Origin of the sequence: Bacillus sp. FSL R5-0397 (genome assembly GCF_038593395.1) — a bacterium.
GTDB lineage: Bacteria > Bacillota > Bacilli > Bacillales > Bacillaceae > Bacillus > Bacillus altitudinis.
The window spans coordinates 276,151-290,458 of sequence record NZ_CP151992.1 but is presented as its reverse complement, the minus strand read 5'-3'; the positions used below and the strand labels follow the sequence as shown (position 1 = coordinate 290,458).

Annotated in this window: 15 protein-coding genes; 5 read left to right on the top strand and 10 right to left on the bottom strand. The window is 42.8% G+C overall.

The window, feature by feature from the left end:
- Window positions 1–45 precede the first annotated feature (45 nt).
- Entirely contained in the window at window positions 46–1,554 is a 1,509-nt protein-coding gene (locus NSQ70_RS01570) for an AMP-binding protein (protein WP_072367539.1), read from the bottom strand.
- 262 nt (window positions 1,555–1,816) lie between these two features.
- Here NSQ70_RS01570 and NSQ70_RS01565 point away from each other — a divergent pair, with 262 nt between their 5' ends.
- Window positions 1,817–2,254, top strand: coding sequence for a MarR family transcriptional regulator (locus NSQ70_RS01565; protein ID WP_024719020.1), 438 nt, complete (start codon window positions 1,817–1,819; stop codon window positions 2,252–2,254).
- Between the two features lie 21 nt (window positions 2,255–2,275).
- Here NSQ70_RS01565 and NSQ70_RS01560 read toward each other — a convergent pair whose 3' ends face one another.
- The 4 genes from NSQ70_RS01560 to NSQ70_RS01545 all read right to left on the bottom strand — a co-directional run bounded on the left by NSQ70_RS01560 (window position 2,276) and on the right by NSQ70_RS01545 (window position 6,765).
- Complete coding sequence (locus NSQ70_RS01560) at window positions 2,276–3,409, bottom strand: zinc-dependent alcohol dehydrogenase (RefSeq protein ID WP_035390568.1); 1,134 nt, start codon at window positions 3,407–3,409, stop codon at window positions 2,276–2,278.
- A 161-nt stretch (window positions 3,410–3,570) separates the two neighbouring features.
- On the bottom strand, window positions 3,571–4,593 hold the full coding sequence (locus NSQ70_RS01555; RefSeq protein WP_342502388.1) for a quercetin 2,3-dioxygenase: 1,023 nt from the start codon (window positions 4,591–4,593) through the stop codon (window positions 3,571–3,573).
- 80 nt (window positions 4,594–4,673) lie between these two features.
- A complete protein-coding gene (locus NSQ70_RS01550; protein WP_024719023.1) occupies window positions 4,674–5,237 on the bottom strand; it encodes a TetR/AcrR family transcriptional regulator in 564 nt (187 codons plus the stop codon).
- Window positions 5,238–5,280: 43 nt separating this feature from the next.
- A complete protein-coding gene (locus NSQ70_RS01545; protein ID WP_326111491.1) occupies window positions 5,281–6,765 on the bottom strand; it encodes an amidase in 1,485 nt (494 codons plus the stop codon).
- A gap of 188 nt (window positions 6,766–6,953) precedes the next feature.
- On the opposite strand from NSQ70_RS01545, the gene NSQ70_RS01540 reads away from it, so the two are divergent.
- The gene (locus NSQ70_RS01540; RefSeq protein ID WP_342502387.1) at window positions 6,954–8,567 is read left to right on the top strand and encodes a S8 family serine peptidase; all 1,614 of its coding nucleotides are present in this window, start codon (window positions 6,954–6,956) and stop codon (window positions 8,565–8,567) included.
- Window positions 8,568–8,604: 37 nt separating this feature from the next.
- Here NSQ70_RS01540 and NSQ70_RS01535 read toward each other — a convergent pair whose 3' ends face one another.
- On the bottom strand, window positions 8,605–9,141 hold the full coding sequence (locus NSQ70_RS01535) for a DUF402 domain-containing protein (RefSeq protein WP_342501767.1): 537 nt from the start codon (window positions 9,139–9,141) through the stop codon (window positions 8,605–8,607).
- A gap of 114 nt (window positions 9,142–9,255) precedes the next feature.
- Between NSQ70_RS01535 and NSQ70_RS01530 the strand changes: the two genes are divergently transcribed.
- Window positions 9,256–9,462 carry a hypothetical protein gene (locus NSQ70_RS01530; protein ID WP_008342164.1) on the top strand — a complete coding sequence of 69 codons (207 nt, stop codon included), beginning with the start codon at window positions 9,256–9,258 and terminating at the stop codon, window positions 9,460–9,462.
- 57 nt (window positions 9,463–9,519) lie between these two features.
- On the opposite strand, the gene NSQ70_RS01525 is transcribed toward NSQ70_RS01530, so the two are convergent.
- Window positions 9,520–10,056, bottom strand: coding sequence for a GNAT family N-acetyltransferase (locus NSQ70_RS01525; protein WP_008342165.1), 537 nt, complete (start codon window positions 10,054–10,056; stop codon window positions 9,520–9,522).
- Window positions 10,057–10,267: 211 nt separating this feature from the next.
- On the opposite strand from NSQ70_RS01525, the gene NSQ70_RS01520 reads away from it, so the two are divergent.
- Together NSQ70_RS01520 and NSQ70_RS01515 are read left to right on the top strand one after the other, a co-directional pair.
- Entirely contained in the window at window positions 10,268–11,485 is a 1,218-nt protein-coding gene (locus NSQ70_RS01520; RefSeq protein ID WP_024719029.1) for a multidrug effflux MFS transporter, read from the top strand.
- A gap of 79 nt (window positions 11,486–11,564) precedes the next feature.
- Window positions 11,565–12,920 carry an IS1182 family transposase gene (locus NSQ70_RS01515; RefSeq protein WP_047947312.1) on the top strand — a complete coding sequence of 452 codons (1,356 nt, stop codon included), beginning with the start codon at window positions 11,565–11,567 and terminating at the stop codon, window positions 12,918–12,920.
- 103 nt (window positions 12,921–13,023) lie between these two features.
- Here NSQ70_RS01515 and NSQ70_RS01510 read toward each other — a convergent pair whose 3' ends face one another.
- Genes NSQ70_RS01510 through NSQ70_RS01500 form a run of 3 tightly spaced genes read right to left on the bottom strand, consistent with a single transcriptional unit; the run spans window position 13,024 to window position 14,088 of the window.
- The gene (locus NSQ70_RS01510; RefSeq protein ID WP_170861584.1) at window positions 13,024–13,194 is read right to left on the bottom strand and encodes a hypothetical protein; all 171 of its coding nucleotides are present in this window, start codon (window positions 13,192–13,194) and stop codon (window positions 13,024–13,026) included.
- On the bottom strand, window positions 13,191–13,778 hold the full coding sequence (locus NSQ70_RS01505; protein ID WP_256688970.1) for a DUF1700 domain-containing protein: 588 nt from the start codon (window positions 13,776–13,778) through the stop codon (window positions 13,191–13,193). Before NSQ70_RS01505 ends, NSQ70_RS01510 begins: the two co-directional genes overlap by 4 nt.
- Window positions 13,771–14,088, bottom strand: coding sequence for a PadR family transcriptional regulator (locus tag NSQ70_RS01500; RefSeq protein ID WP_025206674.1), 318 nt, complete (start codon window positions 14,086–14,088; stop codon window positions 13,771–13,773). The genes NSQ70_RS01505 and NSQ70_RS01500 overlap by 8 nt, the downstream gene beginning before the upstream one ends.
- Window positions 14,089–14,308 lie beyond the last annotated feature (220 nt).

Here is a 14,308-nt window from a genome sequence, read left to right as displayed (position 1 = left end):
AGAAAAACAAAAAATCATTCAAATTTCATTATAGCAGAATAGGTCCTACGCATTCACAACCAATTCACGTAAATCTTTCTTCATGATTTTACCAAGTTTATTTTTTGGCAGATCCTGCGTGAAATGAATGGATGGCACTTTGTAATCTGCTAAACGTTCCTTGCAGTAATTCACCACATCTTCTTCGCAGAAATCGACAGATTCGTCTTTTACGATATACGCACTTGGTACTTCACCATATAAGTCATCTGGTACCCCAATGACAGCAGATTCAATTACACCTGGAATTTGATCAATGACCTCTTCCACTTGGTCAGGATAAATATTATCCCCACCGTATAGAATCACATCTTTGTATCTCCCTGTGATATAAAGAAAACCGTCTTCATCCAGATAGCCTGCATCCCCCATATGGAACCAGCCATCTTTGAGCACTTTCTCTGTCGCTTCAGGTTGATGATAGTAGCCTAAGAAATAAAATGGGCTTCTCATGACGACCTCGCCAATTTCTCCAGCTGGCAGCGCCTCCTCTGTCTCAGGATGCACGATTTTGACTTCTACATCCGGATCCACTTTACCAGCAGAGCCCATCTTATCCTCGCCCATCGCTGGATGCCACGCACTCACAACCCACGCTTCCGTACTTCCATAGCCATGCATCATCTGAATGCCTACTTCTTTGTAATCTTTAATTAAGCGTACCGGTACCTTCGTACCACCAGAAATCGCAATTTCAAAAGATGAGAGATCGTACGAACCACGCTTCATTTCTTCTAGCATGTACGTATAAGCTGATGGGAAAGCCATCATAAACGTAATTCTTTCTTTCTCAATCGTTTCTAAAATGCGTTTCGGTGTTGCATCATGTAAGAAGACTAACGTATACCCTTCAATTGCAGCTGCAATCAAGTGATTAATAGAACTCATATGATACAGCGGATGACTTGCCAAGTACCGTTTTCCTTTCAGATCAAATCCTCGATTCCCACGTCGTGTTAAAAATTGATAGATTCGTCCATGTCCGACCATACAGCCTTTTGGATTACCTGTTGTACCTGAGGTGAATAAAATCATGGCCAGATCTTCTTCTGATACCTGTTCAGCAAGATCACTTCCATCATTAGACGCCAATATGTCTTCAAACAGCTGTGTTGTTTTCGCATTGACACCAGATTCCACCATGAGACAATCTTCTAAAGACACATTCACTGCCGCAATGATGTCACGGAATTCACGGTCAAAAAATAAAGCCTTTGGCTCTGCTTTTTTCAAGATACCTTCTAGCTCAAAAGAGGTAAGCTGCCAGCTAAGCGGTACGGCGACTGCACCTGCTTTAATGGCTGCCAGCATAATCGTAGAAAAGTGATGATGGTTTTGACAAATAAAGCACACCCGGTCACCTTTTCGAATTCCTTTACGGTGTAAGTAATGTGCCAGCTGATCAATGCGTTTTGCATATTCTTCAAATGTATAAGACACACCTCCGCCAGTTACCGCTTCAATTTGTGAAGAGCGTTCCATTCTGTCGTTTAGTAATGCCTGTAAAGTATTCAATATCTTCATCTCCAAACGTTTGATGTCCAATAGCCAATTTCCAGTGAATTGGATTGGCAGATTTTATCTCATTCACATTCTAAAATAAAAAAAGGTGAAAGTAAAATCATTTCATTTTGGAATTGTTCCTTTTATTAATTGATAATATAGGTAATTTTATAGCCGTCTTCCATTTTGGTTTAAATGATGATGCTTATTATGATAAGATAGACCTAGTAATTGATCGGAAAATGCGAATGCAATAGGAAAAGAGGTATGGAGAATGCAACATTTCGAGCTAGAGGCAAGTTTGTTAGACCATGCACTGACAAAGTATTTAAAAGCGACGAAACGAATAGATGAAGAGAATATCCCGAAAAACGTCACGAATGTAAAAGGGTTTATTTTACGCATCATCTACCGCCATCAATCATGTACTGTGAAAAATATTCTGCAGGAAGTTTCATTATCTCCCTCCGCAACAACAACCGCTCTCAATCACTTAGAAGATGAAGGGCTGATTATCCGCTCTAGAAATAACAATGACCGCCGTACGGTATGGATTACACTCTCTGAATCAGGTGAACAAATCGCCAGACAAATGATCGACAATCGTCAGCTGCTTGTCAATCAACTGTTCAATCACCTATCAGAAGAAGATAAAAAAACATTTTTTGAATTAATCGAAAAAATGATGGACGAGTACACATTAAAGGCTTAGGAAATATCCTAAGCCTTCTTTTTATGGCTTTAAGATGACTTTTATACAATCATCTTGTTTTTCATTGAATATGTGATACGCATGAGCTGCGTCATCTAGCGGCAATTGATGTGTGATGATCGCTCTAGGATCAATTTCCCCGGTTGTCACTTTTTGATAAAGCTTTGACATGTACCCTCTCGCTGGCGCCTGTCCCATTTTCAGCGTGACGTTTCTTGCGAAAAAAGCACCCAATGGGAACATATTGTAAAGACCTCCATACACACCCGTCAGCTGAACAGTCCCGCATTTCCTCACGGCTTTTGTGGCAATTTGAATGGGCCCTATCGTTCCGCCTTGCAGCTTGAGCTTCTGTTCAATCTTTTCAAGCGGTGACTTTTTCCCATCCATCCCCACACAATCAATGACAACATCCGCCCCACCTTTTGTGAGCTCTTTTAGGGTTTCTCCCATGTCAGGGTCTTCTGTAAAATCAAATACTTCTACGCCGCTCATTCGTTTTGCATGGTGAAGGCGGTAGTCTATGTAATCAACAGCAATGACCCGCTCTGCGCCCTTTTGCCAAGCAAATTGCTGTGCCATTAACCCAACAGGTCCACATCCTAGCACAATGACCGTATCCCCCTTTTTTACACCTGCGTGTTCTACACTCCAATAAGCAGTTGGCAGAACATCTGATAAAAACAGCAATTGTTCATCCTCTAACTCACAATCATCCGGCACCTTAAATGGTGTATAGTTTCCAAAGGGCACACGTAAATATTCAGCCTGTCCTCCGGGGTAATTCCCATATTTCTCACTGTATCCAAAAAGTCCGCCTGAATCATAATGGGGATTTGAGTGATCGCATTGACTTTCTAAATGGTGATGGCAATACTGGCATTGACCACACGCCACGGTAAATGGAATGACGACACGATCTCCCTTTTTCACCGCAGTGACATCCGGCCCGACTTCCTCTACCACCCCCATCGGTTCATGCCCAATCACATAGCCGATAGGAAGCGGGAAATTCCCTTGATATAAATGTAAATCTGACCCACAAATAGCTGTAGATGTAATTCGAACGATGACATCTTCACGATCTTGAATAGATGGTGCAGCTACTTCCTTTACCGCAATGCGGCTTTTCCCTTGATAGGTGACAGCTCTCATCTGCATTTCCTCCTTTAGCTAAGGTCATCATGTCTATAGCTTCACCTTGAATGGATGGTTCATACATATGAATAGGGATGCTGTTCCACAAGGGAAAACAAAATAACCCGCCGATTGATTCAGCAGGTTGTTTACTTCAATATGTGTAACGCGTTACACAGCTATTTTTCTTCGACAAACACCAAATCATACTGAGCAGAGGTCTCCCCACCCTCCATCATGTTCCCTTCCTGTATAAAATAAGGGCACATACCTGGACTTTGTGCTTCTTCAAATTGTTCAAACACTTGCTCAATATAGCCAGGCAGCAGCAAAACCAACATTTTATTTGAATGAGACACTAATTCATACGAGTGAACGGTATTCGGAGGAATATAAGTAAAATCCCCCGGCATCAAGCAAATATTTTCTCCGTTTAACTGAAGATTCATTCTGCCTTCAACACAATAAAGTGCTTCTGTATGCACTTCATGATAATGCGGACGTAAGCCTTTTCCCTTTGTCCCTTCAATCACAAAATAACTGAATCCGCCTCCTGTTGTTTCTGTTGTCGCAATCAGCTCATGAAGCTGACCTTCGACCATGTATTGCTTTCCTTCACCAGCCTCCAGCACATATGGCTGCACTGCGCGCGGGAGCTGACTATGAAACAAAACAGCTGGCTTGGTTGTATTGGATAGCTCCCTAATGCCGTGCATCAACATGATATCGCTTTCTTTTTCAGCCTGATGAAAGCTGTCTGCATCAAATGGGTGATCAGTCATCGGCCATTCATTCTGCAACAGGCTCTTTCCGATTTGCTGATAGACATCTGTCATTTGCCCGCCCAGTGCATAAGAAATAAACCGTGTTTTGTGACTATGCATTCTATAGCCATGAATTGTTTTGGGCGGAATATGAATATAATCACAGGCCGTCACCATATACTTTTTACCGTCCAGTATCACTTCCAGCTTCCCTTCCAGCACAAAGATGGTTTCAAATAGCGTCTCATGACAATGCAGCGGAAAGTAAGCACCTTTCCCCCCTGTGATTAAGACAAGCTCAAACAGTTGATTTGTTTGATTTGCTTCTGCCAGCACATGTACAAGCTGATTTTCCAAACCATACAGCTCCCCCGAACCGGACACGGTATAAAAAGAGGTATCTTCGGATTGCTTGATCGATTGTGGTTGCTCCGACATCCCATCACTCCTCATGACTAATTGACTATCTTTATTATATAGACCAATTGATATAATAGATAGGCAATATGCGAGAGATTTTACTCTTCTCGCATAAATAAGTGTCTAAGGTAACATTTTACGTGCTCTAAAGGTGTCGTTTGCTTTAATGCAGTAGTCATTGATAATCCGCCGATGACCATTGAATGAAGGAGAGATGCCCGCTCATCTGCTTTTGTTTCATCATATCCGCTATTCATCAGCTTTTCTTTGACAAGCTCTTGCCAGCGGATCATTTCTTGTTTGCATGCAGCATGAAGTTTTGTATGTTCAGGTTTTGACTCTGCCGCCAGTAAGACAATCGGTATCCCTCTTTCACTTTCTTGCTCCATAAAACCCCGAATGATATTTGTCATAAAATGATCGACGGCGACATATGGGTCATCAGAATAGGCAAAGCTTTCTTCAATTTGATCGATGACCCTTTGACTAATATATTCAACGGCTGCTATGGCTAGCTCTTCTTTTCCATTTGGAAAGTAATAATAAAGAGATCCTTTCGGCGTGCCGCTCTCTCTAATGATTTGATTCAACCCTGTCGCATGATACCCCTGTTTACGTAAAAGAAGTGCGGCCGTTTGAATGATTTTGTCCTTCGTACTCACGTGTGACACTCCTTTCCTCCATAGACCAACGTCGATGCCATTGTTATTGATTCAGTAATGGATGCGTTCCTTTCCATAATGAGGATGATTCTATTTCTGACGCCAGTCTGAGCAGCCAGTCCTCTTTTCCTTTTGGTGCTGTCACCTGTACGCCTAAAGGCATGCCTGCTTCTGTGAGATGAACTGGCACACTCATAGATGGCTGGCCGGTTAGGTTAGCCAGCTGTGTAAATGGTGTGTAGGTCAAACTCTTGAGGAACATTTCATAAATCAGATCCTGCTGTGCTTGCATTGAAAGGGATGACACACGTAACAATGCAGCAATTTCTTGATCGTTATGCATCAGCTCGCCAACCTTTGGAGCCGAATAGGCAGTAGCTGGGGTCACATATAGATCGTAGGTTTGATGAAATGCGGCCATTTTTGCAGCGGCCATATCCCATGCATCAAGACTTTCTGTATAAGCAGCCGCCGTCACATTTTTTCCTGCTTCCGCCAGTACCCATGCCACAATATCTGTCTCCTCCGGCTTCACCGGACGCCCGAATGAACGAGCCAGAGAGGTAAATAAGGCAGACATTTCACCGCTGTTCATGACGTAATATTGCTGCATCAGATGGACACCATCAATGTCCGGCTTCACTTCTTCTATTTGATGCCCTTGTTCACTCAGCCATTTCACAGTGTTCAAGACTGCCTGCTTTGCTTCCTCACTCACCTTCGTGCCTACTGGAGAGTCTACACTGTAAGCAATTCGCATAGAAGAGGTTCGTTTCACCAAATCCTCCTGATAGCTGCCGTCATATAATGGCGTTTGGAACGCAGCCTCTGGCTGAATGACTTGAAGCAAATCAAGCAGGGCTGCACTATCTCGAACTGTTTTTGTGAGCGTAAAGTCAATGGAAGCTCCTTGCCACTGCCTTCCTGCACCCGGGCCGACCGGTGTTCTCCCCCTTGTTGGCTTGAGTCCAAATAAACCAGTAAAGGATGCCGGAATCCGAATAGACCCTCCGCCATCACTCGCTCCACCCGCAGGTACGATGCCGCTTGCCACAGCTGCTGCCGTCCCACCGCTTGAACCGCCCGGAGAATAGTCAGCATTCCAAGGGTTTCTCGTCGGACCATATAAAAAGGGTTCTGTCACATTTCTCAATCCGAATTCAGGTGTGTTCGTATGACCGATCATGAGGAGCCCAGCCTGCTTCAATCGACGGACAAAGTGGGAATCTGTTTGCGCCTTTACATCCTTTAACAGCAAAGCACCCGCCGTCAAAGGTTCATGCTCCAGCCCCTGCGATATATTTTTCAACACAAACGGAACACCAGCAAACGTCTGATCCGCATCTAGTGACTTCATGTCTTTGAACACTTGATCTCGTCTAGTATGAATCACCGCATTTAGTACTGGATTCACTTCTTCCAATCTAGTAAATGCAGCTTGTACAAGCTCTTCGGGCGTGACCTGCTTTTTCTGCACAAGTGACGCCAGTCCTGTCGCATCATACGTCATATACTCTTTTACATTCATCGGCATGTCCTTCTTTCTCATATCATGATCTCTCTATTGTCTACTAGAATTCTATGAAATTCAATTTCGGGATACGTGTGAAAAAAACTTTCTTTCTAGACTATGATTCTTCTAACCATCTATCTTATTTCTCCGATATAATAAAGAAAAAAAGACGGAGGTCACCTCATATGCAAGGAGCCATTGCCTTGAAAAAGAAAATCGTCGTGGTCATCGCGTTTCTTCTTGCTTTGACAACTGCTTTGCCCTTCCATTCGCAGGCAGCTGCACCACCAAAAGAAACAGATGTCATCATCGTCTATAAAAATCAAAAAGGAAAACAAACGGCTATTCAAGAAAGTGAAAAAGTGAACGCTCAATACATACATCTTCCAGCTGTAGCAGTGACAGCAGATGAGCAAGCTGTCACCTCACTTAAAAAAGACCCAAACATCGCTTATGTTTCAAAAAACGTTAGGGTCAAACTCGCTGCTTCTACCGTGAAAAAAACGGCTGCTGCTACTGGTCAGGATGCTTTGGTACAAAAATCTTATAACTTGCAGAAGCTCAATGTAAAGCAAGCAATCAAAGAAGGCGTGACAGGGAAAAATGTGAAAGTAGCCGTTCTGGATACTGGTATTTTCCCACATGAAGATTTAAAGGTAGCCGGTGGTAAATCATTCGTCGATTACACGTCTTCTTACAAAGATGATGAAGGACATGGAACACATGTCGCCGGTACAATTGGGGCGCTCAATAATGATTACGGTACGGTCGGTGTCGCTTCTGGTGTGAAGCTGTATGCTGTAAAAGTATTAGATAGAAAAGGAGAAGGCGACTTATACAGTCTGCTCCGAGGCATTGATTGGGCAATTAGCAATAAGATGGACATCATCAACCTAAGTCTAGGTTTTGAAGATAACATTCCGATTTTACGTTCAGCAGTTGATGAAGCATACAAAAAAGGACTGCTGGTCGTTGCTGCAAGTGGAAATGATGGAAAGAAGAATGGGATTAGTTATCCTGCCGCATACAATAGCGTCATTGCTGTTTCCGCAACGACTGACAAAGACAAACTCGCCTCCATCTCTAATACGGGGAAAGGAATTGAATTTTCCGCTCCCGGCGAGAACGTCATCAGTACCTATTTGAAAAATGAATATTGGTATGCCACGGGTACATCACAAGCGGCACCACATGTCACAGGAATGCTTGCGCTGTTAAAACAGCTACATCCTAAGAAAACAAATGTTCAGCTCCGCACCTTATTGCGCAGCTATACAGTGGATCTTGGTGCAAAAGGAAAAGATCCACAATTCGGCTATGGCCGCGTGCAATATGTGCCGCAGTCAACCTTTTTAAAGGCTGCGACAAGCGCAGTCAAGACAGCCGAAACATCTAAAAAACAGACAGATGTTGATCAAGCCAAAACGAAAATTGGCAGACTGACTGCTAGTAAACAAAAAACTGCACTCACTGACCGAGTCAAAAAAGTCCAAACAGCCATTGATATTCGTGACGCACGAGCGAAGGTCAAATCAGCTGAAAAAAGTAAAACCCAAGGCTCGATTAAAAGTGCCCAAACGGCCATTAAAAAGCTATCCAAAGGCAAAGAAAAAACAAGCCTGCAAAACCGGCTCGACAAAGTCAAAAAACAAGTCGCCTATCAAAAGAAAGTGACAGATGCCAAACAAAAAGTCAAAAAAGCCGAAGCCAAACGAACAAAGAAAACAAAAGCAACCGCTCAAAGTGCGGTCAAACAACTAAAAGCATCTAAAACAAAAACTGCTTTACAAAAACGACTAAACCGGATCAAGGTTTGATAAAAAAACGATTCCTTTCAGCAAGGAATCGTTTTTTCTATTTCAACATCTTCTGAAAGAGGGTGTGATGATACTTCCCTTTCGCATCCAGCCTCACTTGATCGAGGATGTGCGCTAACGAATGGATGACATCACGGAGTGCTCGATGAACCGAGCCGTGTTCAAAGGAAGCTAAACTCTCCGGCAGTTCATCTTCATCCAAAACAAAGAAATCACCATTCGGAAGAACGAGTAGATCAATCAATAAATCTTCAAATATCACCACCCGTTCTTCAAACCATGTATGTCTGACGATATTCAAATAAGAGCCAAGTTCATTGCCTTGATCATCCCGCCAAAAATAGACATTGTAAGGCCGGTCCGTCCAATAATAGGCGGTCGTATAACTCCCTTTTGGAATCGTGACAGTGCCATCACCAGCAACCATTGTAAATGGTTCTTGAATTTTATGAAACAACACGACTTGCTGCTCCTGTGCATCTAACAGCTGACACGTATGTTCCACAACCTGATCATCATATTTGATTTTTCTCTCAATGACGTCCTCCCAAGAATTTGCATATAGCGGAAACAATCGGTCACAACCCCTTCTGCATCTACTTCTTATTCTAGTATACACTGCTTTCTTTTGAAGAAATAAAGGTTCACTGCTGCTGCCTATGGAAGACATATGGTGAGGTGAAAACAAATGAACGGAATCACAATCATCGAAACCGTAGCAGAACTCGGACAAATCATCTTGGTTTTTTGTGGCTATGCCCTTTACTGGCGGCTTGTGAAAACGAAAAGAGATCGAAAGCTGACCCCTTATGAACATGTGTTGAAATTCTTTGTCATGTTCGGATTAATCTCATGGTGCTTTTCATATATGGCACTGAACGTATGGGTATCATGAGAAAGAGGAAGAGCCCCGTCCATGCAGGACATGCTCTTCCTCTTCTTATACAGCGTGTTATGAGCCAGCCGGCTGTTCTTTTTTGATCACATACTGATAGCTCTTCACATGCGTCCCATTTTGATTCACAAATTCTTTATCAAGTGCCCGTTCAAAGCCCATTCTTTCATATAAACGAATGGCGGCCTGCATTTTATCCGACGTATGAAGGTACAGGACGTTCTCGCCCCACGATTGCGTTAGTTCTATACTTTTACGCAACAATGACTCTGCAATGCCTTTTCCTCTCACATCAGGATCTACCCCTAAAAACCGGACAATCGCTGAAGTAATGCCCATCTCCGGCTTGTCATATGCCTGTTCTGATGATCGAAACATTTGAAGGGTCCCCACGACCTTGCCCTCAAGCTCGGCCACGAGCATCAACTCCATGTTTGGGTTATCTACAGCCGCTCGCAGCGCTGCAGAATAATTTTGCCAGCCTTCCTCTGTAAATTGAGGCTCATACTGTGCGTATGATTTGATCAACACATGTGTGATCGCCTCATGATCTTCGCTCACCGCTTGACGAATGATCAACTCTTGTTGCTCCATGCCAGCACCTCCTGTTTGTCTATGAATGGATATACGAATCATGCAATCATTGCATGCCGATGATCTGATTCTTTTCTCTACTCATTCAATGTAAAGAGTCTCCTTCGAAAGATCAATGATTTTGCACGAAAACTTCTTTGAAAATTTTGATTGAAATGGAAAGCTTGATTCATTATGCTGATTTGAGGACGTATACGAGGAGTGGCATCATATGAATTCTTTATCTTATCCCCAAGAATCGAAAAAAAATCGATTCCTCCTTGCCGCGCTTCTTGGCTCTTTAACAGCCCTGGCACCGCTGGCAATGGATATGTATTTACCTGCTTTACCTAATATCGCCCGTGACTTTGAAGCAAGCACGGCGCTGTCTCAGTTAAGTCTCATGGCTTGTTTGATTGGACTTGCGCTTGGACAGCTGATTGCAGGTCCAATCAGTGATACAGTCGGCAGAAGAAAGCCGCTGATGGTTGGATTAATCATTTTTATTGCGGCATCTCTTTTATGTACAGTTGTCACATCAATTTGGACATTCATTCTTTTAAGGCTGATTCAAGGACTTGCTGGTTCAGCAGGCATTGTCATTGCACGAGCCATCGTACGAGATCATTATGAAGGCTCAGAAATGACGAAATTCTTTGCTTTGCTCATGTTAGTCAACGGAGTGGCTCCAGCAGCGGCACCGATCGTGGGCGGACAAATGTTACGGTTCACGACGTGGCAGGGTGTGTTTGTTCTGCTAGGAATCCTCGGGGCGCTCATGCTTCTAAGATCGATGTTTTCATTGAAAGAAAGCTTACCTGTGGAACGCAGACAGACTGGAGGCTTCAAACAGATCCTAGGTGCGATGAAAATTCTAGCGAGCGATCGACTCTTTGTCGGATATGCTCTCTCACAAGGGCTTGTCTTCGCCGCCATGTTTGCGTATATCTCTGGGTCACCGTTTGTATTGCAGGAAATTTTCAACCTTTCTCCGCAGGGCTTCAGCGCTGCCTTTGCGGTGAATAGTCTTGGCATCATCACAGCCGGACAAGTATTTGCCCGCGTTGCTGCGAAAATTGGTGAGGAGAAAGTCCTTCGCATCGGGCTGCTGACAGCTGCTTTAGGAGGCGTCACCTTGTGTGTGATGATCTCTATTGATGCAGGGCTTTATGGCATTCTCATTCCGCTCTTTTTTGTGGTCTCAAGCGTTGGGATTGTCGGCACCTCTGCACCATCTCTTGCGATGCAGCATCACGGCGCACATGCTGGAAGTGCCGCTGCCCTCATCGGTGTGGCGCAAATGCTGCTAGGCGCTTGCATGACACCCCTTGTCGGCTTAGCTGGAAGCCAGACTGCCTTTCCCATGGGGCTGATTATTATGCTCTGTGACCTTGGCGCACTCTGCTGTTATTTTTTCTTTGTTGCCAGAGCGAAAAAAAGACCCGCATAAGCGGGTCTCAGCGTGTAGACAAAGTCTACACGCTTTTTTGTATAATAAGGGCAATAACACATTTCTGTGGGGGATGAACATGTTATCGAAACGTGAAGAAGAAAGAAGAAATCAATTAGAAGTCGTGGCCTTAGATGAATTAGTGCCTGAAGATCATCTTGTACGAAAAATTGATCAAGCGATCGATTTTGATTTTGTTTATGATCTTGTCAAAGATCATTATAGTTCTGATAACGGTAGACCAAGTGTGGATCCCGTTGTTCTTATTAAAATGGTTTTGATCCAATATCTATTTGGCATTCGTTCTATGCGTCAAACCATTAAAGAAATTGAAACCAATGTTGCTTATCGTTGGTTTATTGGGTATGGGTTTTCAGAGAAAATTCCGCACTTTTCTACCTTCGGTAAGAACTACGTGAGACGCTTTCATGATACAGATTTATTCGAACAAATTTTTTATCGAATCTTAAGAGAAGCGATGAAAAAAGGTCTCGTTGATCCATCTATCGCTTTCATTGACTCAACTCATGTAAAAGCGAACGCCAATAAGAAAAAACTTGAAAAGAAAATTGTTCGAGTAGAAACGAGAAGTTATCAAAATCAGCTTCATGAGGAGATCAATGTTGATCGTGAGGAACATGGAAAAAAGCCGTTACCCCTACAGAATAAAGAAGAGAAAAAAGAAATCAAGGTCAGTACAACTGACCCAGAGAGTGGCTACTATGTAAAGGATGAACGTGAAAAGTTATTTGCTTATTCATTTCATACGGCTTGTGATTCAAAAGGATTTATTTTAGGAACACTGGTCACTGGTGGAAATGTTCATGATAGTCGTATGTTAGATTCACTTGTATCAAAGGTGACAAAGAAAGTCGGAAAACCCAATGTAGTCGCAGTGGATGCTGGATATAAAACACCTTATATCGCCAAGTTTTTAATGGATCAAGAGATAAGACCTGTCATGCCTTACACTCGCCCGAAAACAAAAGCTGGTTACTTGAAAAAGAATGAATACGTATATGACGCACATGTTGATTGTTACATTTGCCCAAACGGGCAAATTCTTTCTTATCGTACAACGACTAGAGAGGGATATAAGCAATATGCGTCCGATTCAGAGGTATGTAAATCCTGCTCGTTTCTAGATAACTGTACACAAAGTCAAAATCACACCAAACAGATTCACCGACATATTTGGCAGGACTACCTAGACGAAGCAGACCATCTGAGACTCACTGAAATGAATAAGAACATCTATGCAAAACGGAAAGAAACGATTGAACGCGTTTTTGCGGATGCAAAAGAAAAGCATGGAATGCGATGGACGAAACTTCGAGGATTGAAAAAAGTTTCGATGCAGGCGATGCTTACTTTCGCTGCCATGAATCTTAAGAAATTAGCAAACTGGACATGGAAAGAGCCATGTCCAGCGTAAAGCGACTGATCAATTTTATCAAAATAAGTGAAAACCCCACTTTTACTTGAAGTAAAGGTGGGGTTTGTCTACGGTCTGAGACCCGCATAAGCGGGTCTTTCATTTATGGCTTGCTCCAATTGATCGTGCGGAACACATTGTTCTGGTCATTGTTTTGATATGCATCTAGGTCAAAGCCTGAAAGTCCAAAACCAATTGCCATGATCATGCCTCCAACAACGGTGAAGATGATCCCCCATTTGATGCATTGCTTTTTTAAATCATTCACGTTCATACTCTCACGACCTTCTTTTTAAACATTCCCATGAATGCCTTAGTGGTTTGAACAGTCCCTTGCACAAATAGCTTTGTCAAATACGCCGTGGCTACGCCGCTTAATAATCCGACACCTAATAGAAGAATACCAACTCCGATCTGTGTCACCACCACATGCAAACCGTCTTGAAAGATAAACGGAGAACCAATGATGCTCCAAAAACCGCCGAGCAGACCAACTAGCGTCATTGTACCTGTCACGAGTGGAATGCACCAAATCACCATATACACAGAAAGAAACAGCAGGAAGACTGTTGCTAGAATACTGCCCCATAACGGAAAGCCTAAAATGAGGATGGAGAGTCTTGTGGCTTTTTCTCCAAACGTCGGCACCTGAATGGTTTTGATTCCTTGTTCCTTTAAAATCCCTTCAGCAATAATGGCAGGCTGACCGACTTGATGAACTGCTTCCTGTTCACTGTAGCCATCTTCCTGATAATCCTCGATCATTTCATCGTAATACTCGATGAACCGATCACTTTCTTTTTCGCCTAGACGATGCAGGTGCTTCTCTAAGCTGGCTAAAAATTCTTTTTTATTCATTGCTCTGTCCTCCAGAAATAAAGTCGTAAATCGCCATCACTTGATCCCATTCCGCTAAAAATTGCGCGATATGCTCCCGTCCGTTCTTTGTCATCCGGTAGTATTTTCTTAATCGACTGTTATGTTCCTGTGAATAGGTCTCCACATAATTGTTTTGCTCTAACCGCTTTAATATCGGATATAATGTCGATTCTGAAATCTCAATACAATGGGACATATCTTTAATCATTTGATAACCATAGGAATCGCCTTTCTTTAATACCGCCAGTACACAGAATTCCAGTAATCCTTTTTTTAGTTGTGCATTCATGTTTACAACTCCTAACTATTTATACTATACAATACATAGTATGATGTGACAAGAGGTATCTTTTGCAACTTTTCACTCTCAACGTCGCTATAAATTTTCATACAGGAAGTTTCTCTTTCTTCAAGGCTTCACCTGATCAAGATAAATCTAGCGTGTGTCTATTGTAGACAACAAACATACACAGGAACGAATATCATAGGAAACAACTCATTTAATCTCT